The sequence below is a fragment of the Bradyrhizobium sp. CAR08 genome, assembly GCF_052871955.1.
Map to the genome: position 1 here is coordinate 76,962 of NZ_JBIXJX010000016.1, position 25,564 is coordinate 102,525.

The following is a 25,564-nucleotide window of genomic DNA, read 5'->3' on the forward strand; positions in this document are numbered from 1 at the left end:
GGTGCACGTCAGTCGCGAGCCTGCGCAACCTGGGAAAGTACGCCGTCCGCATTGGAGGCCATCACTTCATCATCACCGCACGCCCGTGCCTTTGCAGCGCTGGCACTTCACCACCTTGTCGCCCTTCTTGAGCAGGCCTTTGCCCTCGCAGTTCTTGCATTTCTGCTTCTTCTTGATGTTCGGGCCTTTTTCATTGGTCATGGACGGCTCCTGCCGCGAGAGCGGTTGATTGACCATTGTATGGGCGGGTTCTCGGCGAGAACACGCAGCGTTTCTGGTGGGCAGCCCAGCGGAACAGCCGAACGGTGCCAGATAAGCCCTACGCTCATGTCGGCTGCGGCACCACCCGCACAACGATGGCGCGTGATCGCGCCGATTGTTCGTCGCCACACGGCTCCCCGGCGTCGGAACGTTCACCGCCTAAATGCATTTAGGTGGTGTCAGATGATGGAGGCCTTGAATGGCGAGCGGGCTCGCGCACCGGCGCTTGGCGTTGAACGGGATGTCGATCTTCTATCGCGAAGCGGGACACGCCGGCGCGCCGGTCCTGCTGCTGCCGCACGGCTATCCCTGTTCCTCCTTCCAGTTCCGCCGGCTGATGCCGGCGCTCGCCGACCGGTGGCGGACGATCGCGTTCGACTGGCCGGGCTTTGGTTACAGCGGCACGCCCGACCCGTCGGAATTCGCCTATGATTTCGACGCCTATGCAGACGTGCTGGCCGGCCTCGCCGATGCGCTCGGCCTCGGACGATACGCCTTGTGGCTCCACGATTACGGCTCCCAGATCGGGCTAAGGCACGCGATCGCTCACCCCGAGCGGATCGCCGCGCTCATCATCCAGAACGGCGATATCTATGAGGATGTGCTGGGCCCGAAATACGCGACGATCAAGGCCTGGTGGGCCGACAAGACGCCGGCGAGGCACCGCCCGCTCGAGGAGGCTGTTAGCGAGGATGGCTTTCGTGCGGAGTTCGTTGGCGAAGTGACGGACGACGTCGCTGCCCGGGTGCCGCCCGACCTCTGGAAGCTTCATTGGCCACTCATGGACACGCCAGTGCGCCGACAGGTCTGCGTCGGGCTGATGGAGAAGCTGGAGGAGAATCTCGGCTGGTTCGCGCGCTATCAGGCGTATCTGCGCGAGCACCGTCCCCCCACGCTCGTGGTGTGGGGCCCCGAAGACGGATACATGCCGGCCGAGTCCGCCCGCGCCTATCGCCGCGACTTGCCCGATGTCGATCTGCACCTGCTCGACGGCGCCGGACACTGGCTGCTCGAGACGCATTTCGATGAGGCGCTGCCACTGGTCCGCGCCTTCCTTGCGCGTGTCCATGCCTGATCGTCCCACGGCGCGGCCTTCGCGGCGCTGGTGTCCCTTCGCCGCCTAAAGGAGGAAGCAAGCATGCCAACCAATCCTTCCATCGCACGAATCTGGCGTGGTCGTACCCGGCGGGACATCGCCGACAGCTACGAGCAATATCTGCGCGCTGAAGGCATTCCGCCGCTCGAGAAGACGGCGCTCGGCGTCCAGCTGCTGCGCGAGGACCTTGACGAGGAGACATGGTTCACGACCATCTCTTACTGGTCCGACATGCAGGCAATGACTGCCTTCACCAAGGCCGAGCCGACCAAGGTGCATCACCTCGACCGCGATCCCGAACTCCTGATCGAACTCCCTCAAAGGGTGGAAATCCACCGCGTTCTGGTCGATCGGTACGGCCGCTGAGCACGACGGTGCGCAACTTTGTCCTCTTCGCCGCAATGTCGTTGATCTGGGGGCTGACCTGGGCCGCCATCAAGGTCGGGCTCGGCGATCTGCCCCCGCTGCTGCTCGCCGCCGCGCGATACCTGCTGGCGGCCGCACTGCTGGCCATCGGGGTGCGCGGGGCCGGCGCCGCATTCGCCGAAGGCCGCGCACGGCCAACGATCGTTTCAGCTCTGCTGGTCAACACCGGCACCTACGGCTTGCTGTTCTGGGGGATGCAGCACGTGCCATCAGGGCTGTCGGGGCTGGTCAACCTTACCCTGATTCCGGTCCTGCTGTTTGCCCTCGCCGCGTTGACCGGCGAGGAGAGGCCGACCTGGCATCATGCCGTCGTGCTCGCGATCGGTTGTGTCGGTGTCATCGGGCTGTTCTGGGCACGGCTCGGAGCTAAGTCCGATGCGAGCGGCCTTGGACTCGCGGCGATCGTCGCCGCGACCGTGAGCTATTGCGTCGGCAGCGTGGTCGCGCGTCCGTTGGTCGGTCCGGTGAAGCCCCTGGCGCTGACGATGGTGCAGGCGGCGATCGGCGGCTCGGCCCTGCTCGGCCTTTCGCTGGTGCTGGAACCCGTATCGAGAGACACGCTCGACGCTTTCCTCACTCCGGCGGCAATCGGCAGCCTGTTGTTCCTGTTGCTGCTCGGAACGATCGTGGCTTATACGATCTATCTCGTGCTGCTGCGTGAATGGGGTACGATGCGCGCAGGTCTGTATGCCTTTGTCTCTCCGATCATCGCGCTTGGCACCGGTGCGTGGTTGTTCGGCGAGGCGATCGGCTGGCTCGAGATCGGCGGCGCTGCCCTCATGCTGGTGGCCGCCGCGATGGCGCTGCTCCGGCCTTGGGAAGAACGTCCGACGTGAAGCGTTTGCGCAGCATCGCCGATCGACCGCCGCCGCTTCACCGCGTAGCGGGGAATCTGGCGCTCAATTTCGCCAACACGATCAGCTGGCGCGGCACGGACCAAGAGGCCGATCACTTGCGCGACGCCGAGGGAATGCTGGCCTGGGCAAGGGATGCTGGACTGGTGGGCGTCGATTTTTCGCCTAATGCAAGGCAGCGGGCGTTGCTGGTCTACGATGGCCGGCGCCTGCGCAACGCGATCGACCAGGTAGGCGCTGCGATCGCGGACGGCGATGAACCGCCGGCGCTGGGCATGGCGGTGATCCACGATGTTGCGGCCCGTACCTTCACGGCCGCATTGCTGACCGGTTCGCCGGCCACCATCGAATTCACGCACGGGGACCGAATCCTTGGTCCGCTTGCCTGGGCTGCGGTCGACCTGCTGCGCGGCGACGAACTCGACCGATTGAAACGATGTCCACAGCACGACTGCCACTGGCTGTTCATCGATCGCACCAAAAACAGATCCCGTCGCTGGTGCGAAATGGCCACCTGCGGAAACCGCGCAAAGATGCAATCGCGCCGGTAAGCCGACAGCCGCCTTGAACAACAAGCCTCCAGCTCTATCTTGCGCCCGCGAAAGCATCCGCTGCGTAGACGACCTTGCCGCCCACGACCGTCAGCAGAGACGATGTGGCGCCAATTTGCTCGACGGGGACGGACATGAAGTCCCGATCGAGAATCGCGAAGTCGGCGAGCTTGCCGGTCTCCAGCGTGCCGCGCCGCGTCTCGTCGAAGCAGAACCACGCGCTTCCCACGGTGTAGAGGCGCAAGGCATCTTCGCGGCTGGGTGTTTCGTCCGGGCCGCGCGTCGAGAGTCCGCCGACGGTCTTGCCGTCGAGCATCCATTGCAGCGCCACGAACGGATTGTAGGATGCGACCCGATGCGCATCCGTGCCGGCCCCGACATGGACTCCCATGCGCAACGCCGTGACGAGGGGTGGCATGCTGCGGGCGGCTTCGCCGACCTGCGCCACGATACGGTCACCTCCGAGATACATCGCGTCCTGCATGGTCCAGCCGATACCAAGGGCTTTCATGCGCGCCAGCGTTTGGGGCGAGGTGTTGTCGAGATGGGCGATGGACCAGCGCAACGGCGCGAGCGGCGTCTCCTTGTTGACCTCGTCATAGAGGTCCAGGAGGTGATGGACGGATTTGTCTTCCTGCCAGTGGATGGTGACTGTCAGCCCTTGTTTGGCCGCCCAGCGAATGATCTCGCGGAACTTGTCCTTGGCGGCCGCGTCAGGCGCATTGTTGTTGTACATGGCGCCGGTGATCCGCTCGCCTAGTCCGTTGAACCGCAGCATGTCGTCGCCGAATCCCATCGGCAGGAACGGCGTGAGAGTCTTGTACTCGTCGAATTCCGCGCCGACATTCTGGGCGAACAGGCTGAAGGCAACGCGAACCGACAATGATTTGTCACGCCAGAGCTTTTGCAAGGCCGCGTAGTGGCTGGGATAGATGCTGAAGCCGCCGGGATCCACGATCCCGGTCACGCCGAGACGATTGAGCTCCGTGAAGAACTGCCGGGTCCCGGCGACATTCTCTTCGAAATTCGGCCTCGGCAGCCGATCGAACAGCGCGGAGATACTGACGATGGAGCCGTTGAGCCACCCCGTGGCGTCGCCCGATGCGGCGCGCTCAGTCGTGATACCGGCCGGCAACTGATCCGCGGACATCCCGAGGGCTTGCTGCGCTTTTGGCGTCATCAGCACCGCCGAATAGAACAGCTGGATGTAAGCCGGATTGTCGGGAACGGCCGCCATCACCTCGGCGAGCGTTGGCCGCCGCTTCTCAGTAAACTGCAATTCGCTCCAGCCGCCGGCCACGATGATCCAGGATGCCGGGCGCGCTGTTGCCGCCTGGCGCAAGCGTTCCATGGCCTCGGGAATCGTCTTTGCGCCGATCCAGTTGACCTCGGTTGCGTAGGTGAGGCCGGCGCGCACGGCGTGAATATGGGAATCGATCAATCCCGGAATGATGGTGCGTCCACCTGCGTCGACCCGGCGCGTCGCGGGCCCGATCAGGCCTTCCACGGCATCGTTGCCGCCAATAGCAACGATCCTGCCGTCGCGGACTGCGAGAGCCTGCGCGATCGTCGATGCGGGATCCAGCGTCACGAGCTTTGCGTTCGTGACAATGAGGTCGGCCTTTTGTGCGTAAGCCAAACTGGCCCAGCACGAGATCAGCAATATTGCCAGAAGCTTGCGCATGGTCAGTCCCGAAATGAGAGAGGCAGGTGTGAAAGAGGCCGAAGCGGCGCCACACATCCGCCGCTGGATGCGCTCGCGGACATCGCGTGTCGCAACGGTGTCGTGATATTGATCATGTCTAGCACCAACAAAATCAGCCGGCCCACCGAAAAATTTGGTGGCGGCCCAAGCAATTGATGTTGCAGCCGCCTTCGCCCGCCTCGCAGCAGTTCGTCCGTCTTCGCTCTCACTTCGTTCAATCTACGCCGGACACCACGCTTCGCCCTCGTTCTCCGCGCGGCTGCGCCACCCGTAGCCCGAGGTCAAGAAAGAACCGCCCGGACGCATCGCATCACAGGCGCGCCCGCATCCAAAGCGCTCGACAAGGCCGGCGACGAGAGCGCCCGAACGACGCCTTGCCTTCGAACGGCACGACCCGTTTTTCCGGTGGATTGTGGTAAGCGGAAAGAAAAGGCCGCGCCTTCGGGTGCGCGGCCTTCGTTGCGTTCAGACGGACCGCTCTCACCAGTGGTGGCGATGCCAGCGGTGCCGAACGACCGGGTAGGATCCGCGGTAATAGGCGTATGCAGGTCGCACGACTCGACGGTAGCGGTAGCCGTAGGACACGGGCGCCGTGTAGTAAGTCGTGGTGGCGTACCCGCCACCCCAGCGATACGGCTCGTCATACCCGTAGTCGTACGCATAGGGTCCGCCGTAATAGCCCGCTCCATAGTAGCCGGGGCCACCGTAGTAGCCATAACCTGGTCCCCATCCATACGCCGACGAGGCAAGCCCGCCGATCACAGCGCCGGCCAACAGGCCGCCGGCGATGCCCGGTCCCCAGCCCCCTCGCCAGTGGGCTTCTGCAGGAGACGTGGCGGCCACCGAGGACAGACCAAGAGCGCCGACCAGCAGCGCCGACATCGCGATCTTCTTCATCGAGATTCCTTTCACATTGCTGCGCCCTGTCGATAACGGGAAAAATAGGCAATGGTTGCAGCTGCACCCCCGCGGCGAGGGGGCAATGGATCCTCGCCTCCTGACTCACCTCCTTTCGTATACTTCCGGGAAAAACTGGAAACCTTCCAGATTGCCTTGAGTTGGCAGCGACTGGGTTCGGTCTCCGGAGAGAGTAAGTATGGTCGACGAAGTCGTCTTGAAGAACGCCACGGAGACCGCCTGGACGGTGTATCGGGCGCGGCACCCCGAGGTTGATGCGCATGACAGCCGGCGCTGCCTTCTGGAGCGCCACCTCCACAGCAGGTCGGAAGCGCGAGAGAGCGATACCGAAGAACTCGCTGGCTTGGGATAGCCTACCTGCAGCGGCTTCCTCCAGACGAATGTTGACGATCGTGAAGACGCTCGCAGCGCGCGTGGTCCGTGGAAGCACGAGGCCCAATTGGACGCTGCTTGCGATTTCATCCCTCATTTCCGCTGGGATCGTCACGGTCCTGCGGTCCGTGTTCGGGGCCTAGTCGATGCGGATTGCCCAGCTTGCTCCCTTGGCCGAGAGCGTACCTCCAAAGCTCTACGGCGGCACCGAGCGTGTGATAGCCTGGCTGGTGGACGAACTGGTCGAATCCGGGCACGACGTCACCCTGTTCGCAAGCGGGGACTCGAAGACGAAGGGAAAGCTCCACGCGGTGTGGCCGCGCGCGTTGCGCCTGGGGCGGAAGGGTGCGGATCCGAACGCCGCCTGCGCGCTTCTGATCGAGGCCATCGCCGAGCGCGCGCGCGACTTCGACGTGATCCACTCCCACGTCGACTGGTTGCCTCTTCCGGTGCTGAGCCGGACCGGCGTGCCTTTCCTGACGACGATGCACGGTCGGCTCGATCTGCCCGGCCTGCCCCAGGTAATCGGTGCCTTTGCGGACGCTCCATTCGTCTCGATTTCCGCCGACCAGCGTCGGCCGCTTCCGGAAGCGAACTGGATCGCGACGATCCAGCACGGACTGACCAAGGACATGTTTAGGCCCTCCTACGAACCAGGTTCGTACCTGGCCTTTCTGGGGCGGCTGACGGCGGACAAGGGTCCGGAGGACGCTATACGAATCGCGCGCGCGGCCCGGATGCCGCTGCGGATCGCGGCCAAGATCCCTCGGGCGGAGACGGCCTACTTCAAGAACGAGCTCGAGCCGAACATCGATGGCCAGGCGGTTCAGCTCGTCGGCGAGGTCGACGACGCGAAGAAGCAGCCGTTTCTCGCGAACGCAGCGGGCCTGCTGTTTCCGATCGATTGGCCCGAGCCGTTCGGTCTGGTGATGATCGAGGCGATGGCCTGCGGGACACCCGTGATCGCTTATCGATCAGGCTCGGTACCGGAAGTCGTGGAGGATGGCGTCACGGGCTTCATCGTCGACGGTGAGGAGCAGGCGATCAGAGCAGTGAAAGAACTGGGCCGGCTGGACAGACGAGTGGTCCGCGCCCGGTTCGAGGAGCGCTTCGCCGCAAGCCGGATGGCGAAGGAGTACGACGCCCGATATCGCGACTTGGTCGCTCGCAGAGGACGCCTCGCGTGAGAGATCTATTGCGCGGCTGGTTTGTCGGACAGGCGCGATCGAATCCTTGGCAATCCGTTCCCCGTCGGGAACAAGCGGTAATTCGGGGCGTTGAAGCCGGGCATCCGAACGGATGCGGCTCACGTTGGAGGAGATAATCCATGAAAAGCTTCCTTGCCGTCGCGTTGCTTGGCACTGCTGTGATCGGCGGCGCTGCTTTCGCGCAATCCACTCAGCCCGTCGATCGCACGGCGCCGGCGGCCACCGCCCACCCCGCCGATGCGAAGATGGCGTTCAAGGGAAATTGGCGCGCCTCGAAGCTGATGGGCCTGAACGTCTACAACGAGGCCAACGAGAAGCTCGGCGATGTCAACGAACTGCTCGTCGACAAGAACGGCAAGATCAACGCGGTGGTTATCGGCATCGGTGGCTTCCTCGGCATGGGCGAGCACGACATCGCGGTCTCCATGGACAAGCTGAAGTTCGTTGAAGAGCCGGTTCGAACGAGCTCGAGCGGCACGTCGACCCCGGCCCGCGACACCACCACGACCGGGACCGCGTCCACAACCACGACGAACCGCACCGCGAACGATTGGGTTCCTGACCACGCCGTCATGAGCGGCAATAAGGAGCAGTTGAAGGCGCTACCGCAGTTCAAATATTCGGACTACAACTAAGCGCGACGAGTGCTCTCGGCGAATTGGGGCCCCATTACGGGGCCCTTTTTTGTGCCCACAGGGCTAGTGTACCGATCTGGCGCAATGAAAAACGGCCCGCCCAAATCATTGGGCGGGCCGTTCATCCGTGCGGGGTCATCCGCTCAGTGCATGTGAACCAGGAAATAGCCGGCGCCGCCAACAACCAGGACGGCTGGAACGGCCCACAAAATCAGTACGGGCATTTTTTCCTCCAATCGTTGTCAGAATGCTTAAACGGCTCTTACCGCCGTCGCGACTATTACTGCTCGGTGCAGACCTTCGTGGTCTTGACCGCGGACTCTGCCTCTACCTTGGTCTTGTAGACGCCGTCGCCCACGACCGTCGTGGTGGTTGTGGTCGGCTTGGTGTCGACGATGGTGCACTTCTTGGTGGTGGCATCGCGCACGATGTAGAACTCGGCGGCGCTGGCGGCCTGCGTGCCGAGGGCGAAAGCGGCAAGAGCGCCGCACACGATAAGCTTCTTCATGGTGTTCTCCTCAAAGTGAAAATGACTCGTAAGTAGTCATTGCCAACGACGCTGCGCGACCGAAGTTCCCACTCTCACGATTTGCATAATTTCGGGATAAAAGAAAATGCACATCTCGCGCAATTGCCTAGTTTTCCCCGAATGGAACCACGCGTCTCGCCCCAGGTTGTCCGACGTCCGCATTAAGGAGGTTCAGATGAACAAGCGTTTATTTTTGGCTACCACCGCTGCAGTCGCGATCGCGACTTCCGCTTTTGCCCAGTCGTCTCCGAGCACGTCGAACTCCAATCCGCCGTCTCGTCAGCAGGATTCCACATCCACGACGCCGTCGACTTCGCCGACCAATTCATCTTTGGGATCCGCACAGTCCGCCAATCCTTCGACGAATTCGGCCCAGACGCAGTCGCCGTCCTCGAGCGGTCAGACCGCTGCAGGCCAGCCGTCCAATTCGGGTACCGGCACCAACACCACGCAGGCGCCTGCCTCGAACAACTCGACCAACCAGGCTCAGACCAATCAGCCGTCCAATCAGACCACGACGCCTTCCAACCAGGCGCAGACCAATTCTCCTTCGAACACGAATACCCAGACGCAGAGCGCCAATCCGCCTGCTCCGGGCAACAACCAGGCACAGTCCCCGGCGGGCAGCGGTTCGACCAACACGGCGCAGCAGCCGAACAATCAGCAGAACACGGCCGATCGCTCCTCGAACACCAACGTGAACGCGTCGGTGAACATCAACGATCAGCAACGGACCCGGATCAGCACGTCGATTTCGCATCTGAACGTGCAGCCCCTCAACAACGTGAACTTCTCGTTGTCGGTGGGCACGGCGGTGCCGCGCGATGTCCGCTTGCAGCCGCTCCCGGCGGAGGTCGTCGAGGTCGTGCCGCAGTACAGAGGCTACAACTTCGTGTTGGTGAAGGACGAGATCGTGATCGTGGAGCCTTCGAGCTACCAGATCGTCGCGGTCCTCCCGTACTCGGGTCGTTCGACCGCGGCTGCGCCGGCCCGCACCGAACAGCGCAAGGTGACGTTCAGCGATCGCGATCGCGAAGTGATCCGCAAGCACGCCAAGGCGCGTTCCGAGGCGCGTCCCGTCGAGCGCGAGCGGCAGACCACCGGCAGCACCGCGCGCACCGAAATCCGCAGGGGTGAGCGCCTGCCGGCAGACGTAGACGTGGAGACGTTCTCCGAGGAGGTCTATCGCGACGCACCGAGCCTGCGGGAGTACCGGTACATCAACCGGGATAGCCGGACTTACATCGTCGAACCGCAGGAACGTCGCGTCATCGAAGAGATCGATTGATCTCGTCACAACAAGGAGAACGAACATGAGGACTATTGCTCTCGTAGCGTTTGCGGCCACCGCCATGCTCGCGTCGGCGGCCTCGGCAGCTCCGCTCAATCCCAGTCTGGTTGGATCGGAGGAGGCGGCAAACGTCGATCAGGTTCGCCTGGTCTGCAACGAGTACGGCCGCTGCTTCCGCACCCGCGGTCCCCGCTATGTGCAGCGTTACTACGGCGACGATGACAGCTACGTCGTGCGCAGGAGCTATGGCTCCTACGGCGGTCCGGGCTATTACGATCGCGGATACGGCTATTACGGAGGCGGGCCGAGCATCGGCTTCAGCTTCGGTACCGGCCGCTGGTGATCGATGATCTAGGCGCCGCCCGCAAGGGCGGCGCCATTCTGGATGGATCGACAGTTCAGTCTGCCGCTCCAGCGGGCCTCGTGTGGCTGCCAACGATAGGCAGCCGATCAGCCTCGCGCAGCAGTCAGGCTCAGGCTCATCACGCGTACGACGAGGTTCTGAGAGCGCTACGTCGATCCGCAAGGGAACGATCGGCATTCCACCGCGTCGAGTCCTTGCTCTCGGCCCCCTTGCCCCCCAAAGCCCCAGCCGGGAGCAAAACCTAGCCCATAGGTTGGCGACCTCGACCCCGGTCGAGGTCGTTTATCCGTTTCCCTCGTGAATTCCGGGCGTCGTGCCGGCCGCTGCGGGAGCATCGACCTTCTCCAAGGATCCACGTGAACCGCCCCAGACGATCTTTCTTCCTCGTCGAAGACGAAGCCTTGATCCGAATGATGCTCGTCGACATGATCGAGGAGCTTGGACACGCTGTCGTCGCCGAGGCAGGGCGGATCGAGGATGCGGTGCGACTTGCGCACGATCCGGCCTTCGATATTGCCATCCTAGACATCAACCTCGGAGGTCCGACAAGCACTCCCGTCGCGGAAATTCTCGCGAAGAGATCTGTTCCGTTCGTCTTCGCGAGTGGCTACGGGCAAGAAGATATACCCGAGGGCTTCAAGAATAGACCGATGCTGCGCAAGCCCTTCCAGTTGGATGGTCTTGACCGAGCGATCCAAGCGGCCGTGGCGGAGCATGAGAACTAGCCGCGTTCCACCTTCGAACCGGTCTCCTGCCGCTGCGGATTCAGATCTGCTTCGAGTTCGGATATAATGTCCTGCAGCAGCCGCGCAGCCAAAGGATCCGTCGTCTCGGCGTGAAGCTTGCGGAATCGGTCCAGTTCCTCGGCGTGTTTTGGTGATCGATCGACCATAGTGTTCTCGCAAGCTCCGACATCATCTACGTCACAAGCCGTCCATGGTTGCAGAGGAAATCCGAAAATGCTTCGCGGTCTTCAGCTGTCGAGCGCGATCGAGACTTGCACCTCGCAGCCTTGCGAAAGAGGCTTCCTCGCGACGGTGCCCTTCATGTGGGTGGCGAGGAGGTTGATGAGCCGAGTGCCAAGTCCGCTCTTCGCTTCCGCGGAGCAACCGATTCCGTCGTCCCTGAACGTGGGTTTCCTTGGCCCGCAGCTCGACCTCCACCGAGCCGTGGCGGCCCTCCGGAAATGCGTACTTGAAGCAGTTCGTTGACGATCAGCCCGATCGAGGCCGCCTGCGAACTCCTCACCCAGATGTCCTCGCAGCGGACCCGGATCGAGATCGTGCGCACGCCCCGGTGAAAATCCGCAAGGCTGGCGCATAAGGACTCGATGTCCGGCGCCAGCGCGATCCGGCTGGTGTCCGCCGTCTCGCGCAGCCGGTCGTGAACCTTAGCGACGTCCACCCGGCTTACCGCGGACGCAATCGCCCTCTGCACGCCCGGGTCGGTTTCGGAGCGGGCCTGCAGCCTGAGAATCGATACGATAGTGGCGAGGTCGTTCCCGCGTTCGATGTGCGAGCTCCTGGAGCAGAACGTCCCCCGGCGGTCGAGGCCGGCCGGGGTATGAGGTACGTCATGGCGAGAACGGCGGCCGCGGCTGTCGCAACAATTCCACACCCGCGGCCGAAAAGGACAGATGACAAGAAGATGGCGGCAATGAAAAGCAGGAGCGGGTAGGATCGAAGGTATTCATCCGCCATCACCCTGGCGAAAAAGGCGAGACCGACGAGGCCGAGGGTGAGGAGGTAGCGCACCCAGACCGGAAAATCTGACTTGGCCGTGAAGAGGCGGTGCAGAAAGGCTTCCATGGAAGGCCAACGTTCCGCCCAGCCGCGCTGTTCCGAGGAAGGATTGCTCGTCGCTCGGTACTCCGGACTTCAGTGCGGTAATACCTTCTTAGGCCGCGTGTGCGACGGCTCTCGGCGCCGCGAGCTTGTCAGGGACAACCCGGACGGGCTTGAACTCGGTTTCGGTTTCAGCAACGCCTTCGCACCGGACTCACAAAGCCATGGACGATCGTGGTTACCGGCTCTTGGCGCTCCAGCTTCGACATGAACCATCGCATCTCGATCCTGCACCTCATGCAGGTGGGCGACTCCAGTTCGGACAGTGAATTCTTCAGACGATCTACCATTCGGCGAAGTCTGCTGCGCGGTACGATACCACGGCCGTTCGAGACGTCTGTAGGATTTGGGACGCAAGCGGCCGGCAGTCTATTCCTCTGGTCGCAACTGAACCTCACATAGGGAGCCACTTTGCCATGCAAGAACGTTCGGGAGGCAAAGCGGTCCGCACAAAAGTGCTTTCATTGGTGGGCCCGGCAGGACTCGAACCTGCAACCAGACCGTTATGAGCGGCCGGCTCTAACCATTGAGCTACAGGCCCCGCCGCGAGACGGACGCGAAAGCTGCGGCCGGCAACGGTGCGCGGTTCGTTTACAGGGACGGAGGCGGGGGTGCAATGCTGGCTCCGGCGGTTGGAAACGTCGGCGCGGCAAGACCGGTGATTTTTGAATAACCGAAATTGGCGACGATGCCCTTATAGTCCTGTTTTGCCCGACGGCGCAAGCCCACCTCGCCGAGCCTTCGCCCCCGCCCTATGGCAATCGCGCCAGGGGGTTGGGTTTTCGATTCTGTAACCCCTTGTAATCGCTTGATGTTTCTACTGTGCATGGGGTTGTTTTCGCACAATTTGTTGGGAGGGGTCTTCCGATCCCCTCCGATGTCGCGTTGGCGCGCTAGAGGCGCGCGGCAGTTCCACAGCCCTAGTCCACCGACACGCCGGCGAACTCCACCACCTTGCGCCACTTCTCGGTCTCGTCGGTGACCAGCTTGCCGAACTCGGCCGGCGTCATCGGCTTCGGGATGCCGCCGGTCTCGGTGAGGCGCGCGACCAGCTTCGGGTCCTTCAGCGCCTCGTTGACGGCCTTGTTGAGGATCTCGATCACGTCCTGCGGCGTGCCCTTCGGCGCGGAGATGCCGTAGAAGCCGACCGATTCGAAGCCGGGCAACGTCTCGGCGATCGCGGGCACGTCGGGCACGCTCGGCCAGCGCTGCGGCGAGGTCACGCCGAGCGCGCGGACATTGCCGCCCTTGGCCTGCTCCATCGCGGAGGGGAGGTTGTCGAAGATCAGCTGCACCTTGTTGGAGATGATGTCGGGGAACGCGATCGCAGATCCCCGATAGGGCACGTGCACCATGTCGCACTTGCTCATCACCTTGAACAGCTCCGCCGACATGTGCACCGAGGTGCCGTTGCCGGACGAGGCAAAGGAGATTTTTCCGGGATTGGCCTTGCAGTAGTCGATGAACTCCTGAACCGTCTTCGCGGGAAAGGCGTTGGAGACGACCAGCATGTTGGTGAGCTGCATGATGCTGGCCACCGGCACGGTGTCGCGCAGGAAGTCGAACGGCAGCTTCTTGTAGAGCGAGGTCGAGATCGCGTTGTTGGGCGCGACGAACAGCAGCGTGTAGCCGTCCGGCGGTGAGGTGATCGCAGCAGCGGCCGCGATGTTGCCGCCCGAGCCGGTGCGGTTCTCGACGATGAATTGCTGGCCGAAGCGGTCGGTCAGCCACTGCGCCATGATCCGCGCCACGATATCGACCGGGCCGCCGGCGGAGAAGCCGATGATCCAGTGCACGGGACGGTCGGGATAAGCGGCGGAGGCGGGAGGTGCGGCGCCCAACAGCGTTGAAAGGAAAACCAGCCCGAAAACACTGTTACGCAAAATTCGCAACATGACGCCTCCCATGTTCTATTGTCGTTGGGCTGCATGCTTTCACAAAATCGGGGCGCTGCCTACATCGCCGCAAGTCGATGTTGACGCGCCCCCGCCGGGACCGACCATGAGATTCGCTTTTGTTTTCCTGCTCGGCGCGGCGCTGCTTTCAAGCCCCGCCGCCGCTCAAACCGGAGCCAACGCCATTCCGACCAACACACCCAGCCTGACGATCAGCTTGGGCACCGCGACGCCCGGCGGCGGTTTTCCGCTCTATGGCAACGCCTTTGCGCAAGTGATGAACGCGGCCGATCCGCAAGTGATCATCGCCCCGCGCAACACCAAGGGCAGCAACGAGAACATTCCGCTCTTGGAGAAGGGCGCGCTCGATCTCGCCCTGGTCGCGGGCGAGCCGGCCTATGAAGCCTTCGCCGGCATCGGCCGCGCGCCGGTACGGTTGAAGATCCTTACCGCGATCTATTCCAACCCCGGCATGTTCGTGGTGCGCGCGGACAGTCCGTACAAGACCATTCGCGATCTGGTCGGTCAGCCCGTTGCATTCGGCGCCAAGGGCTCCGGCCTGCCGATCCTGGCGCGTTACGTGCTCGATGGTCTCGGGTTGAAGCAGGACGAGGACTTCAAGGCGATCTATCTCGACCGCGCCGGCGATGGCCCCGCGATGGTCGAGGATGGCCGTGTCGCCGCACTCTGGGGCGCCGGCATCGGTTGGCCCGGCTTCGCCGCGGTGGCCTCGAGCGTATCAGGCGCGCGCTTCATCGCGCCCAGTGCCGAGGAGATCGCGCGCATCCGCGCCAAGCACGCCTTCCTGAAGCCGCTCACCGTACCGGCCGGCAGCTACCCGAACCAGCCCGAGCCGATCGCCTCGCTGGGGTCCTGGAGCTTTGTGTTGACGCGCGAAGATTTGCCCGACGATGTCGCCTATCGCCTGGCGAAGACGCTTCACGGTGTCGAGCCGACCTTCTGCAAGCAGCTCGCGCAAGCCTGTGAGACCACGGCCGCGAACACGGTCGCCGCCGCGCCGAAGCCCGAGCTGATCCATCCCGGCGTGATGAAGTACTTTCGCGAGATCGGGGTAGTGAAGTAGGGCGCTTCCTTCCTTCTCCCCCTGTGGGAGAAGGTGGCGCGAAGCGCCGGATGAGGGGTATCTCTCCGCGAACTCAACAGCGAGTTGGACTCGCGGAGACGACCCCTCACCCGGCTTCGCTTCGCGAATCCACCCTCTCCCGCAAGGGGAGAGGGTGCACCGTCAGCGCGGCGTCGCTACACCCTCACTTCTTCACCATCGCGCACGCCGGGTCGGGCGGACCGAACGCCTTGTCGCCCGAGATCGTGGTGAGGATCTTGTAATAGTCCCACGGATATTTGCTTTCCTCCGGCGTCTTCACCTGCACCAGCCACAGATCGTGCACCATCAGATTGTCTTCGCGTAAGCGGCCGTTGCGGGCGAAGAAATCCTCGATCGGCTTTTCCCGCATCTTGGCGGCCACCTTGAGCGGATCGTCGGTGCCGGTGTCCTTGATGGCGTTGAGATAGTGCATCACGCTCGAATAGACGCCGGCCTGCCACATCGACGGCATCTTGTTCATCTTGGCGAAGTAGCGCTTCGACCATTCGCGGGTCTTGTCGTCCAGGTCCCAATAGAACGACGTCGTCAGCAATAGCCCCTGGGCGGCCTGCAGGCCCAGACCGTGGATGTCGGTGATCAGCGCCAGCAGCGCCGCCATCTGCTGGCCGCCCTTGAACACGCCGAACTCGGAGCCGGTCTTGATCTCGTTCATGTTGTTGGGCGGACCCGCCGCAATGCCGATGATCTTGGCCTTGGAGGCCTGCGCTTGCAGCACGAAGGAGGAGAGGTCGGGCGTCGCCAGCGGCGGCTTCACCGAGCCCAGCACCTTGCCGCCATTGGCGGTCACGACCGCCGAGGCGTCGCGCTCCAGCGAATGGCCGAAGGCATAATCGTCGGTGATGAAGAACCAGCTGTCGCCGCCGCGCTTGACCACCGCGTCCGCGGTGCCGACCGCGAGCGCGCGGGTGTCGAACACCCACTGGATCGCATAGGGCGAGCAGAACTTGCCGTGGAAATCGGCGGTGCCGGTGGAGTGGGTGATGAACAGCCGCTTCTTCTCGTTGGCCATGTTCTGCACCGCGAGCCCGACCGCGGAGACCGGTACGTCGACGATCAGATCGACCTGGTCGACGTCGTACCAGCGCCGCGCGATGGCGCCGCCGATATCGGCCTTGAGCTGGTGGTCGCCGACGACGATGCTGATCGGCTTGCCGAGCACGGTGCCGCCGAAATCGTCGATCGCCATCTGCGCCGCCGTCACCGAACCCTGGCCGGTCGGCGCCGAGGCCGGACCGTTCATGTCGGTGAGCACGCCGATCTTGACGACGTCGTCGGACACCTGCGCCATTGCGGCGCCCGGCAGCAGCGTCGCCGCCAGGAACGTCGCTGCAAAGCCGGCAGCGACCGGCAGTCCAAATCTCGTTGGCTTCATATTTGTCCTCCCCTGATCCGGCGCGTTGGCCGGTGTACCCCCGGGTATGGCCCGGCTGAATTGGTTTCTTTTGCAACTATTTGGGGGCGGGCGTCAACGTCAGGCGGCGAAGCGGATTTGTCCGGCCGGGGAGGGATCGTAGCCGGTCAGTTCCTCGGCGCGCTGGAGCAACCGCTTTTCGCCGAGGAACCGGATCAGGCCCTGCATAGCGGGGCGGAAATAGCTGCGCTGCCGCATCGCGAGGTCGAAGTTCTCCCAGACCAGCGGCACGAAATCGAGGCCGGCCGAGCGCGCGGACGCACGCGTCGCGATGCCGCAATCGGCCTGTCCCGCGCGAACGATCTCGGCGAGATCCGGCCCGGTCAGGGCCGGCATCTCGATCCGGCGCAAATCGCGCGTCGAGGCGCCGGCGCGCTTCAGCAGCACATCGAGCAGCATCTGCGCGCCCGTGCCCTGCTGTCGCATCGCCATCCTGGCCCCGAGCGCGAGCACGTCGGAAAGGCCGCGCAGCCGCTTGGGATTGCCCGGCGGCAGCACGAGACCCTGCTCGCGGCGCGCGAACGCGACCAGCAATGCATCATGCAGGTCCGGAGCGTCTCGCAGGACCGTCGCATTGGCCTCGGCGGCAAGATTGCCGTCGGCGTCGACGCTGTGGAAGTGCATTGCCACGGCCATCACCTCGTCGCGCTGTAAGCGCTCGAGCCCGCGTGCGCTGCCCTCGCTCATCGAGCCCAGGCCCGAGACGGATTCGCGCAGACTCCAATCTAGAAGCTCGTCCTGGCTGCCGCCGACGACCGGCGGCGGCTCCGCGATCAGCATGCCGGCCGGGCGCGCCAGTCCGGACAGCACCCAGAGGTCGAGTTCGTGCCGCGGGAAGAGCCATTTTCCGGTCACCTTGGTGCAGGGGATCGCACCGGTGGTGACGAGTTCGTAAAGCTTGCGTTCGCCGAGCCGAAGATAGTCGGCGGCTTCGCTGGTCGTCAGGAATTCCATCCTGCATTCCTATGCAAATTCTTGCTTCTTTTTGACGTTCGACGCAGGTGGAATTCTGCATTTCAAGTTTTGTCCGCCACGACCATGCCCGATCATCTCGCTGCTTTGCAACACATCCCCACGCGCGATCTCTGCCTTGGTGAACGATCCTGAATCGCTCGCGTGGTGCGGATCTTGCGGTCTTCGCGCGCGGCGCATTGCCGGAATTTCCCGACACTGCGGGCGCAATGTGCAAACACGTCACGAGTGCGGCGCAATCGATCATCATCATGATCGCGTCATAGCCAGTGGGAACCCGATCATGGCCGTCCGCCGCCTCTCCGTTGCATTCGCGCTTCTCTGCGGCCTCGCCGCGAGCGTTGCGGCGTCATCCGCGGAAGACCGCGCCATCGTCATGGCCACGACCACAGCGACGCAGGAGTCCGGCCTGCTCGACTATCTGCTGCCGATGTTCCGTGAGAAGACCGGCATCGAGGTGACGGTGATCGCGCGGCGCGCCGACGAGGTGCTCGAGGGGGCACGAAGGGGCGAAGTCGACGTCGTGCTGATGCATGCACGGCCGCAGGAGGAGAAATTCGTTGCCGACGGTTTTGCGGTGAAGCGCTTTGACGTGATGTACAACGACTATGTGCTGATCGGGCCGAAGAGCGATCCCGCCGGCGTGAAGGGCAAGGACATCGCGGCCGCGCTGAAGGCGATCGAGGCCAAGGGCGCGCCGTTCGTGACGCGCGGCGACCGCTCAGGCACGCATGCCGCGGAGCTCGCGCTCTGGATCGTCGCCGGCATCGACATCGCCCGTACCAAGGGCGCATGGTATCGCGAAGCCAAGCAGGACATGGCCTCAGCCCTTGATGCAGCGCGCACGGCGAACGCCTATGTGCTGTCCGACCGTGGCAGCTGGATCGCTTTTCGGGATCGCGGCGATCTCGACATCGTCGTCGAAGGCGACAAGCGGCTGCTCAATCAGTACGGCGTGATGCTGGTGAACCCCGCGAAGTTTCCGAACGTCAAGAAGGAGTTGGGACAAGACTTCGTCGACTGGCTGATCTCGCCGGACGGGCAGGCGGCGATCGCCGGATACAAGGTCGACGGACAACAGCTGTTCTTCCCCAATGCGGACAAATCGGGCGGCTGACGTTCGTGTCGCCAGCGGTTGCCAAACCGGGCGATGCATGGTCCATCATGGCGCATGACCCAGCGCCTGCCGCCATCGCTGACGCCACTCGACGCCGCGCTCGCCGCGTTGCTGAAGGGGCTTGATCCGCTCGAGCCGGTGGAGTTGCCGCTGAGCGAAGCGGCCGGCTGCATCGCCGCGGGCAATCCGCTGCTCGCGCCTCGACCATCCTGTGACGTCGCTGCCGCGGACGGCTGGGCGTTATGCGCCAATGATCTGGTCGGCGCGTCCTCCTATTCACCGCTGCCGCTGCCGACAGCGCCCGCCTGGGTCGATGCCGGCGACGCGATGCCGGCGGGATGCGACTGTGTGCTCGATGCCGATTCAGTCGAGGTGTCTGGTCCGCTCGCCCAGGTGTTGGCGGAGGGCGTGCCGGGGCAGGGCGTCAGGCGCGCAGGAAGCGACATCGACGGACGAACGCCTGCCGCCGCAGAGGGGTATCCGGTCGGTCCTGCCGCTCTTTTGCTCGCGCGCGCCGCCGGGCTGGACCGGCTGAGCGTGCGCCGTCCGCGGCTGCGCATTGTCAATGTATCAGGTGCAACGCTGACCATGCATTTGATCGCGGACATTGCTCGCGCCGCTGGACTGGATGTGCAGACGAGCGAGGCCGGCGCGCGAGACGCGGGATCGATCGCGGAGACGTTGGGGACGCCTACCTGCGATCTCCTGCTGACGATCGGCGGCAGCGGCGTCGGTCGCAAGGATGCCGCGGTCACGGCGCTGGCCCAGGGTGGTGACGTGATTGCCCATGGTCTTGCGCTCCAGCCCGGACGCACCGCCGCGATCGGGCGGCTGGGAACCATTCCTGTCGTCGGCTTGCCCGGATCGCCGGACCATGCGCTCGCGGTCTGGCTCGCGCTCGTGCTGCCGCTCGTCGACCTTCTGTCGGCGCGGCAGCCGCGCCGACAGATAGTCTTGCCGCTCGCGCGAAAGATTGCATCCAGCGTCGGCATCGCCGAAATGGTCCTGCTGGCCGAGGAACATCATGCGTGGGTGCCGCTTGCGGTAGGAGAATGGCCGCTCCAGGCAATGGCCCGTGCCGATGCATGGCTGCTTGTTCCCGCCGGCCACGAGGGATTTGCAGCGGGCGCGCCGGTCGATGCCTATCTGATGCGGGAATGATATGGGTTTAGCATGACCATGATCCCGCAATCGCAAGTCCGCAGCGCACTCGAACAGGAACAGTTCCTGAAAATCGTTTCCCGCGAGGAGGCCCTGGCACGCTTCGAGGCTGCGCTGTTCCCTCGCGCGATCCCAAGCGAAAGACGCAAGCTCGCAGCAGCGCTCGGCGCGTCGCTTGCTGAAGACATCACTGCGCCAATCGACGTGCCACCGTTCGACCGTTCCAACGTCGACGGCTTCGCGGTGCGCTCAGCGGACCTTGCGACAGCCGGCGAAGGTGCGCAAGTTCGCCTCGGGCTGAATGGCGAGACTATTCACTGCGGCACCGTACCCGCGCTGCAAGTGGCGGCGGGAACGGCAACGCCGATTGCCACCGGCGGTCCGCTGCCGCGCGGTGCCGATGCCGTGGTCATGGTCGAGCATACCCAGCCGGCGGGATCGGCCACCATCGACGTCCGTCGCGCCGCCTCGCCCGGGCAATTCATATCCTACGCAGGATCCGATATCGCGCGCGGCGAGGCGCTGCTGCGCGCCGGCACGATCGTGGGCTCGCGCGAGGTGGGCATGCTGGCGGCTTGCGGTCTTGCCGAGGTGAGCGTCGTGCGCAAACCTCGTGTGGCCGTGATCTCCACCGGCGACGAACTGGTTCAGCCCGGCGAGGTGCTCGCGCCTGCTGCGATTTACGATACCAACGGCGCGATCGTCACTGCTGCGATCGACGAGAACGGCGGAGAGGCGGTTTTCCTCGGCGCCATTCCCGACGACGAAGCTCAGCTCGAAGCCGCCATGCGGCGTGCGCTGGCGGACGCCGACATGCTAGTGCTCTCCGGCGGCACGTCGAAAGGCGCGGGCGATCTGTCTCATCGCATCATCGGCCGGCTCGGCCAGCCCGGCATCATCGCGCATGGCATTGCGCTCAAGCCCGGCAAGCCGCTGTGTCTTGCGGTGTGCGACGGCAAGCCGGTGGTGATCCTGCCGGGTTTTCCGACCTCGGCGATGTTCACCTTTCACGACATGATCGTACCGGTGCTGCGCAAAATGGCCGGACTGCCGCCGCGCTCCGATGCCAAGGTGAGCGCGACCGTGCCGGTGCGCATTGCTTCCGAGCTCGGCCGCACCGAATTCGTCATGGTCTCGCTGGTCGAAGGCAAGGACGGCTTGATCGCTTATCCCTCCGGCAAGGGGTCCGGTGCGATCACGTCGTTCGCGCAGGCCGACGGTTTTCTGCGCATCGACGCACTTGCCGACCAGATGCCGGCCGGGACCGAAGCCGAGGTGACGCTGTTCACGCCGCATGTGCGGGTGCCCGATCTCGTCATCGTCGGCAGTCATTGCGCCGGCCTCGATCTCGTCACGGCGCAACTCGCGCATGCCGGGCTGACCGTGCGCTCGATCGCGGTCGGCAGTCTCGGTGGACTTGCGGCGGCGCGGCGCGGCGAATGCGATCTGGCGCCGATCCATCTGTTCGACGACAAGAGCGAGACCTACAATGCGCCTTACCTCGTCGAAGGTCTCGAACTCGTGCCGGGCTGGCGACGGATGCAGGGCATCGTGTTCCGCAAGGGCGACAAGCGTTTCGAAGGCCACAGCGCGAAGGACGCCGTCGTCGCGGCGCTCGCTGATCCCTCCTGCATCATGGTCAACCGCAACCAGGGCGCCGGCACGCGCATCCTGATCGACCGGTTGCTCGGTGGTGCGCGCCCGGAAGGCTACTGGAACCAGCCACGCTCGCACAACGCGGTGGCCGCGGCGGTCGCGCAGCATCGCGCCGACTGGGGCATGACCATTGCGCCGGTCGCCAAGGCGGTCGGCCTCGGTTTCATTCCGCTCGCGGAGGAGCATTATGACTTCGCGTTGGTGACGGCGCGGAAGCAGCGTCCGGCGGTGCGGGCCTTTCTCGATGCGCTCGGCTCGGACGAAGCGCGTGCCGCGCTGGAGCGGGCCGGATTCCGGCCGGCGTAGAGCTTGGTTAGGACGCCGCATCCAGTGCGGCGAGCCGCTCGGCTTCCGCGATATCCTCGACCGTATTGGCATTGAAGAACGGATCGAGCGGTTCGGTCGGCCACGTCACGGTCGCGAGCGGATAACGCGCGGTCCAGCGGTCGATCTTGCGGAGATCCTCGACCACCAGCGCGTGACGCAGTTCGTCTCGCAAGCCAACGCGCCACAAGCCTATCACCGGATGCGACTGGCCGCCCGACGCCGCAACGGCGAGCTCGGCATTCGCCGCGATGCGTTCGTCATGCAAGCGCGCGACCAGATCGCGCGGCAGGAATGGACAGTCGCCGGCGGCACTGAGCACCCATTCCACCTCACGCCGGTTCGCCGCGGTCCAGTCGAGCGCGGCAAGGATGCCGGCGAGCGGACCGGGAAAGCCGGGCACGTCATCGGCGACGACCTGCAAACCGAAAGTGGCGAAGCGGGCGGGATCGCCGTTGGCATTGAGGATCAGCCCGCTGCATTGGGGTGATAGGCGCGCGATCACGCGTTCCAGAATGGTGCGGCCGCCAATGGTGCGCATCGGCTTGTCGCCGCCGCCCATGCGCCGCGCGAGGCCACCGGCGAGCAGCACGCCTTGCGTGGTCGGAAAGCTAATCGTCACCACCTTCACCCTTGCGCTTGTGCTTGGCCGATTCCTCCTCGACATAAGCGAGGTTCTGGTCGTAGACGATGCGCTCTTCCCCCGACAACGCGATGAAGCGTTTGCCGCGCGCGCGGCCGACCAGCGTCAAGCCCACCTGCCGGGCGAGATCGACGCCCCAGGCGGTGAAGCCGGAGCGCGACACCAGGATCGGAATTCCCATGCGGACCGTCTTGATCACCATCTCAGAGGTGAGCCGTCCCGTGGTATAGAGGATCTTGTCGGATGCATCGACGCCGTGGCGGTACATCCAGCCCGCGATCTTGTCGACGGCGTTGTGACGGCCGACATCCTCGGTGTAGCAGAGCGGCTCCCCCTCCCTGCACAGCACGCAGCCGTGGATCGCACCGGCCTCCAAATAGAGCGAGGGCATGGTGTTGATGGTCTGCGTCATCTGGTACAGCCAGGAGGTCCGCAGCTCCGCCTTCGGCAACGCCACGCTCTCGACCGCCTCCAGCAGATCGCCGAAGGCGGTGCCCTGCGCGCAGCCCGATGTCTGCGTGCGCTTCTTCAGCTTGGCTTCGAAATTGGTGTGATGCTCGGTGCGCACCACCACCACCTGGAGGTCGTCGTCGTATTCGACCTCGGTGACCGCGTCATTATACTTCAGCATGTTCTGGTTGAGCAAATAGCCCAGCGCCAGATATTCCGGATAGTCGCCGATCGTCATCATGGTGACGATCTCCTGCGAATTCAGGTAGAGCGTCAGCGGGCGCTCCACCGGCACCTTGATCTCGATTCTGGCGCCGGACTGGTCGGTCCCGGTCACGCTCTCGGTGAGGCGCGGGTCGTCGGTATCAGGGACGATCAGGGGCACTGGGGCTTTGTCGATCTTCATCATGGCCGCGACGTTAGCATGACATTCGGGTCAAGCCGATATAAGCATGCTAGCGACAGAACGAAATGCAGCCTTTTCGTCATTGCGAGCGAAGCGAAGCAATCCGGGCTGCCGCTGTGGATCCATTCCTAGATGCTTCGCTGCGCTCGCAATGACGGAGGAGAGAGTGGTTCCATCAGGGACCTGGTCGCTCGCAGAGACGGAGCTGGAATGAAAGTCATCGGCCTTGCGGGCTGGAGCGGTGCGGGCAAGACCACGCTGTTGACGCGGCTGATCCCGCATTTCAATGCGCTTGGCTTGCGCGTCTCGGTCATCAAGCATGCGCATCACCAGTTCGACGTCGACGTTCCCGGCAAGGACTCCTGGCGCCATCGTGAGGCCGGCGCGGCCGAGGTGCTGGTTGCTTCGTCAAATCGCTGGGCGCTGATGCACGAATTGCGCGGGGCGGCGGAGCCGCGACTGCCGGAACTGTTGAGCAAATTGTCAGCCGTCGACCTCGTCGTGGTCGAGGGTTTCAAGCGCGAGCCGCATCGCAAGATCGAGGTGCATCGCGCGGCCAACGACAAACCGTTGCTGTTTCCCGATGATCCCGGAATTTACGGGATCGCGGCCGATGTCGCCATTGAAACACGACTGCCGACCGTCCATCTCGACGATATCGCCGCCGCCGCGGAATTGCTGCTGCGCGCGGCGATGCCGGTCGAGGAAGCGGTCGCGAAAAGCGCTGCGATGCGCTGACGAGGCACCATGGCGCAATTGTCGGACGATTGTTTTGCCTTCGGCGGACCGATGATGTCGGTCGCCGAAGCCGTTGGCCTGATCACGACGCGCGTCAACGCGATTGTCGATCTCGAAACCGTGACACTCATCGATGCTGATGGGCGGGTGCTGGCCCGCGATATCGCGGCGCCGCTGCCGTTGCCCCCCTTCACCAATTCCGCTGTTGACGGCTACGCCGTGCGCAACGCCGATCTTCCGGACAGCGCCGAGCGGGCACTCCCGCTCGACGGCCGCATCCAGGCCGGCGGTCTGGCACTGGCGCCGATCAAGGCCGACCATACCGCGCGCATCTTCACCGGCGCGCCGATGCCGCCGGATGCCGAAACCGTCTTCATGCAGGAAGACGTGCGCGTAGACGATGCCGGCCGAATCGTGCTGCCGCCGGGGCTGAAGCCGGGCGCGAATGTCCGCCCTGCGGGAGAGGACATCCCCCAGGGCCACATCGCGCTGCGCGCAGGCCAGCGCTTGCTGCCGCAACATGTCGCGCTCGCGGCGGCGTTCGGCCTGGTCGGGCTCGACGTCGTCAGGCGCATACGTGTCGCGGTGTTCTCGACCGGTGACGAATTGACCTCGCCCGGCGAGCCGCGCGCGGCCTCGCAGCTGTTCGATTCCAACCGCTTCATGCTGATGGCGATGCTGCGCCGGCTCGGCTGCGAGGTCAGCGATCTCGGCATTTTGCGCGACGAACGTACCTCGCTTGCGAATGGCCTCAAGCAAGTTGCAGGCACGCACGATCTGATCCTCACCACCGGCGGCGTCTCGACCGGAGAGGAGGACCACGTCAAGGCCGCGGTCGAAAGCATCGGCTCGCTGGTGTTGTGGCGGATGGCGATCAAGCCGGGACGGCCCGTGGCGATGGGCATCATTGCGGGCACGCCGCTGATCGGACTGCCGGGCAATCCCGTCGCGAGTTTCGTCACCTTTGTGCATGTGGTGCGGCCGACGGTGCTGGCGCTTGCGGGCAGCCTGCCGGCGCCGCTGTTGCCGATCCCGGTGCGTGCGGCATTCACCTACAAGAAGAAGGCGGGCCGACGCGAATATGTTCGCGCCTCCTTGCGGCGCGCGCAGGACGGCGCACTCGAGGCAATCAAGTTTCCACGCGAGGGGGCTGGGCTGTTGTCCTCTCTGGTCGACACCGACGGCCTCATCGAGCTCGATGAGGAGGTCACGCGTGTCGAGCCGGGGCAGAGCGTGGGTTTCCTGTCCTATGCCGATTTGCTCTGAGTCTGAACGTGATGCTGGTGCTGGCTCGGCGTTGACGCCATCGGTCGCTCCCGCCATGTTGCGCCGATGACCAGAACGACGCTCGATCTCACCGGACTGAAATGCCCGCTGCCCGCCCTGAAGACGCGCAAAGCGCTGAAGCCGTTGCATCCGGGGGATCAGCTCGAAGTGTACTGCACCGACCCGCTGTCGGTGATTGACATTCCGAACCTGATCCGGGAGACCGGCGACACGGTGGAGATCACCGAGCGCAACGACGCGCGCATCGTGTTCTTGATTGAGAAGGCCGATCGATCGATAGAAAATATCAATGGTGCGCCGCCCACTTAGCTCGCGGTCACTCGG

General features: G+C 64.1%; 28 protein-coding genes and 1 tRNA gene. 17 read left to right on the top strand and 12 right to left on the bottom strand.

Annotated features, from left to right (window positions below):
* Positions 1 to 72: 72 nt before the first annotated feature.
* The gene (locus ACIPUD_RS29425; RefSeq protein WP_018455653.1) at positions 73 to 201 is read right to left on the bottom strand and encodes a hypothetical protein; all 129 of its coding nucleotides are present in this window, start codon (positions 199 to 201) and stop codon (positions 73 to 75) included.
* A gap of 259 nt (positions 202 to 460) precedes the next feature.
* Here ACIPUD_RS29425 and ACIPUD_RS29430 point away from each other — a divergent pair, with 259 nt between their 5' ends.
* The 4 genes from ACIPUD_RS29430 to ACIPUD_RS29445 all read left to right on the top strand — a co-directional run bounded on the left by ACIPUD_RS29430 (position 461) and on the right by ACIPUD_RS29445 (position 3,188).
* Positions 461 to 1,336 carry an alpha/beta fold hydrolase gene (locus ACIPUD_RS29430; RefSeq protein ID WP_446482016.1) on the top strand — a complete coding sequence of 292 codons (876 nt, stop codon included), beginning with the start codon at positions 461 to 463 and terminating at the stop codon, positions 1,334 to 1,336.
* Between the two features lie 63 nt (positions 1,337 to 1,399).
* Positions 1,400 to 1,723, top strand: coding sequence for an antibiotic biosynthesis monooxygenase family protein (locus tag ACIPUD_RS29435; protein ID WP_446482017.1), 324 nt, complete (start codon positions 1,400 to 1,402; stop codon positions 1,721 to 1,723).
* 8 nt (positions 1,724 to 1,731) lie between these two features.
* A complete protein-coding gene (locus ACIPUD_RS29440; RefSeq protein ID WP_247410421.1) occupies positions 1,732 to 2,619 on the top strand; it encodes a DMT family transporter in 888 nt (295 codons plus the stop codon).
* Positions 2,616 to 3,188, top strand: coding sequence for a CGNR zinc finger domain-containing protein (locus ACIPUD_RS29445; protein ID WP_377789874.1), 573 nt, complete (start codon positions 2,616 to 2,618; stop codon positions 3,186 to 3,188). Before ACIPUD_RS29440 ends, ACIPUD_RS29445 begins: the two co-directional genes overlap by 4 nt.
* A gap of 34 nt (positions 3,189 to 3,222) precedes the next feature.
* On the opposite strand, the gene ACIPUD_RS29450 is transcribed toward ACIPUD_RS29445, so the two are convergent.
* Positions 3,223 to 4,872, bottom strand: a complete 1,650-nt coding sequence (locus tag ACIPUD_RS29450) for an amidohydrolase (protein ID WP_446482018.1) — start codon at positions 4,870 to 4,872, stop codon at positions 3,223 to 3,225.
* Positions 4,873 to 5,373: 501 nt separating this feature from the next.
* Entirely contained in the window at positions 5,374 to 5,790 is a 417-nt protein-coding gene (locus ACIPUD_RS29455; RefSeq protein ID WP_198957619.1) for a hypothetical protein, read from the bottom strand.
* Positions 5,791 to 5,989: 199 nt separating this feature from the next.
* Between ACIPUD_RS29455 and ACIPUD_RS29460 the strand changes: the two genes are divergently transcribed.
* The 3 genes from ACIPUD_RS29460 to ACIPUD_RS29470 all read left to right on the top strand — a co-directional run bounded on the left by ACIPUD_RS29460 (position 5,990) and on the right by ACIPUD_RS29470 (position 8,026).
* Positions 5,990 to 6,163, top strand: coding sequence for a hypothetical protein (locus ACIPUD_RS29460; protein WP_240543238.1), 174 nt, complete (start codon positions 5,990 to 5,992; stop codon positions 6,161 to 6,163).
* Between the two features lie 166 nt (positions 6,164 to 6,329).
* The gene (locus tag ACIPUD_RS29465) at positions 6,330 to 7,370 is read left to right on the top strand and encodes a glycosyltransferase family 4 protein (RefSeq protein ID WP_085350353.1); all 1,041 of its coding nucleotides are present in this window, start codon (positions 6,330 to 6,332) and stop codon (positions 7,368 to 7,370) included.
* A 140-nt stretch (positions 7,371 to 7,510) separates the two neighbouring features.
* Complete coding sequence (locus tag ACIPUD_RS29470) at positions 7,511 to 8,026, top strand: PRC-barrel domain-containing protein (protein ID WP_085350354.1); 516 nt, start codon at positions 7,511 to 7,513, stop codon at positions 8,024 to 8,026.
* A 280-nt stretch (positions 8,027 to 8,306) separates the two neighbouring features.
* Here the strand turns inward: ACIPUD_RS29470 and ACIPUD_RS29475 are convergent, their stop codons facing one another.
* A complete protein-coding gene (locus ACIPUD_RS29475) occupies positions 8,307 to 8,534 on the bottom strand; it encodes a hypothetical protein (RefSeq protein ID WP_085350355.1) in 228 nt (75 codons plus the stop codon).
* A gap of 196 nt (positions 8,535 to 8,730) precedes the next feature.
* Between ACIPUD_RS29475 and ACIPUD_RS29480 the strand changes: the two genes are divergently transcribed.
* The 3 genes from ACIPUD_RS29480 (at position 8,731) to ACIPUD_RS29490 (ending at position 10,935) form a co-directional block, all read left to right on the top strand.
* Positions 8,731 to 9,843, top strand: a complete 1,113-nt coding sequence (locus ACIPUD_RS29480; RefSeq protein WP_446482019.1) for a DUF1236 domain-containing protein — start codon at positions 8,731 to 8,733, stop codon at positions 9,841 to 9,843.
* A 25-nt stretch (positions 9,844 to 9,868) separates the two neighbouring features.
* Positions 9,869 to 10,189 (top strand): hypothetical protein, encoded by a 321-nt coding sequence (locus ACIPUD_RS29485; RefSeq protein ID WP_085350357.1) that lies wholly within the window; start codon positions 9,869 to 9,871, stop codon positions 10,187 to 10,189.
* Between the two features lie 371 nt (positions 10,190 to 10,560).
* A complete protein-coding gene (locus ACIPUD_RS29490) occupies positions 10,561 to 10,935 on the top strand; it encodes a response regulator (RefSeq protein ID WP_085350358.1) in 375 nt (124 codons plus the stop codon).
* Here ACIPUD_RS29490 and ACIPUD_RS29495 read toward each other — a convergent pair.
* The 4 genes from ACIPUD_RS29495 to ACIPUD_RS29510 all read right to left on the bottom strand — a co-directional run bounded on the left by ACIPUD_RS29495 (position 10,932) and on the right by ACIPUD_RS29510 (position 13,949).
* The gene (locus tag ACIPUD_RS29495) at positions 10,932 to 11,102 is read right to left on the bottom strand and encodes a hypothetical protein (protein ID WP_162847249.1); all 171 of its coding nucleotides are present in this window, start codon (positions 11,100 to 11,102) and stop codon (positions 10,932 to 10,934) included. The genes ACIPUD_RS29490 and ACIPUD_RS29495 overlap by 4 nt on opposite strands.
* A gap of 152 nt (positions 11,103 to 11,254) precedes the next feature.
* On the bottom strand, positions 11,255 to 11,827 hold the full coding sequence (locus ACIPUD_RS29500; protein WP_446482020.1) for a histidine kinase dimerization/phosphoacceptor domain -containing protein: 573 nt from the start codon (positions 11,825 to 11,827) through the stop codon (positions 11,255 to 11,257).
* A gap of 692 nt (positions 11,828 to 12,519) precedes the next feature.
* Positions 12,520 to 12,595: transfer RNA gene (locus ACIPUD_RS29505), tRNA-Ile, on the bottom strand.
* Between the two features lie 379 nt (positions 12,596 to 12,974).
* On the bottom strand, positions 12,975 to 13,949 hold the full coding sequence (locus ACIPUD_RS29510) for a Bug family tripartite tricarboxylate transporter substrate binding protein (protein ID WP_446482021.1): 975 nt from the start codon (positions 13,947 to 13,949) through the stop codon (positions 12,975 to 12,977).
* A 106-nt stretch (positions 13,950 to 14,055) separates the two neighbouring features.
* Between ACIPUD_RS29510 and ACIPUD_RS29515 the strand changes: the two genes are divergently transcribed.
* On the top strand, positions 14,056 to 15,033 hold the full coding sequence (locus ACIPUD_RS29515) for a TAXI family TRAP transporter solute-binding subunit (RefSeq protein ID WP_446482022.1): 978 nt from the start codon (positions 14,056 to 14,058) through the stop codon (positions 15,031 to 15,033).
* Between the two features lie 184 nt (positions 15,034 to 15,217).
* On the opposite strand, the gene ACIPUD_RS29520 is transcribed toward ACIPUD_RS29515, so the two are convergent.
* Complete coding sequence (locus ACIPUD_RS29520; RefSeq protein ID WP_018456163.1) at positions 15,218 to 16,447, bottom strand: ABC transporter substrate-binding protein; 1,230 nt, start codon at positions 16,445 to 16,447, stop codon at positions 15,218 to 15,220.
* 99 nt (positions 16,448 to 16,546) lie between these two features.
* On the bottom strand, positions 16,547 to 17,440 hold the full coding sequence (locus ACIPUD_RS29525; RefSeq protein ID WP_085359752.1) for a helix-turn-helix transcriptional regulator: 894 nt from the start codon (positions 17,438 to 17,440) through the stop codon (positions 16,547 to 16,549).
* 301 nt (positions 17,441 to 17,741) lie between these two features.
* Here ACIPUD_RS29525 and ACIPUD_RS29530 point away from each other — a divergent pair, with 301 nt between their 5' ends.
* From ACIPUD_RS29530 to ACIPUD_RS29540, 3 genes are read left to right on the top strand one after another with little or no spacing between them, the layout of a single operon-like run.
* Positions 17,742 to 18,575: a substrate-binding domain-containing protein gene (locus ACIPUD_RS29530; protein ID WP_446482023.1), complete on the top strand. Its 834-nt coding sequence runs from the start codon at positions 17,742 to 17,744 to the stop codon at positions 18,573 to 18,575.
* A 54-nt stretch (positions 18,576 to 18,629) separates the two neighbouring features.
* Positions 18,630 to 19,736 carry a molybdopterin-binding protein gene (locus ACIPUD_RS29535; RefSeq protein WP_247372516.1) on the top strand — a complete coding sequence of 369 codons (1,107 nt, stop codon included), beginning with the start codon at positions 18,630 to 18,632 and terminating at the stop codon, positions 19,734 to 19,736.
* Positions 19,737 to 19,748: 12 nt separating this feature from the next.
* Complete coding sequence (locus tag ACIPUD_RS29540) at positions 19,749 to 21,698, top strand: molybdopterin biosynthesis protein (protein WP_018456159.1); 1,950 nt, start codon at positions 19,749 to 19,751, stop codon at positions 21,696 to 21,698.
* A gap of 7 nt (positions 21,699 to 21,705) precedes the next feature.
* Here the strand turns inward: ACIPUD_RS29540 and mobA are convergent, their stop codons facing one another.
* Both mobA and fdhD read right to left on the bottom strand, forming a co-directional pair.
* Positions 21,706 to 22,383 (bottom strand): molybdenum cofactor guanylyltransferase MobA, encoded by a 678-nt coding sequence (gene mobA / locus ACIPUD_RS29545; protein ID WP_446482024.1) that lies wholly within the window; start codon positions 22,381 to 22,383, stop codon positions 21,706 to 21,708.
* Positions 22,328 to 23,218, bottom strand: a complete 891-nt coding sequence (gene fdhD / locus ACIPUD_RS29550) for a formate dehydrogenase accessory sulfurtransferase FdhD (protein WP_018456157.1) — start codon at positions 23,216 to 23,218, stop codon at positions 22,328 to 22,330. The genes mobA and fdhD overlap by 56 nt, the downstream gene beginning before the upstream one ends.
* Positions 23,219 to 23,425: 207 nt before the next feature.
* Between fdhD and mobB the strand changes: the two genes are divergently transcribed.
* The 3 genes from mobB to ACIPUD_RS29565 all read left to right on the top strand — a co-directional run bounded on the left by mobB (position 23,426) and on the right by ACIPUD_RS29565 (position 25,549).
* The gene (mobB, locus tag ACIPUD_RS29555; protein ID WP_085350470.1) at positions 23,426 to 23,953 is read left to right on the top strand and encodes a molybdopterin-guanine dinucleotide biosynthesis protein B; all 528 of its coding nucleotides are present in this window, start codon (positions 23,426 to 23,428) and stop codon (positions 23,951 to 23,953) included.
* A gap of 9 nt (positions 23,954 to 23,962) precedes the next feature.
* The gene (locus ACIPUD_RS29560; protein WP_446482025.1) at positions 23,963 to 25,219 is read left to right on the top strand and encodes a molybdopterin molybdotransferase MoeA; all 1,257 of its coding nucleotides are present in this window, start codon (positions 23,963 to 23,965) and stop codon (positions 25,217 to 25,219) included.
* 66 nt (positions 25,220 to 25,285) lie between these two features.
* Positions 25,286 to 25,549: a sulfurtransferase TusA family protein gene (locus tag ACIPUD_RS29565; RefSeq protein WP_018456154.1), complete on the top strand. Its 264-nt coding sequence runs from the start codon at positions 25,286 to 25,288 to the stop codon at positions 25,547 to 25,549.
* Positions 25,550 to 25,564: the final 15 nt, after the last annotated feature.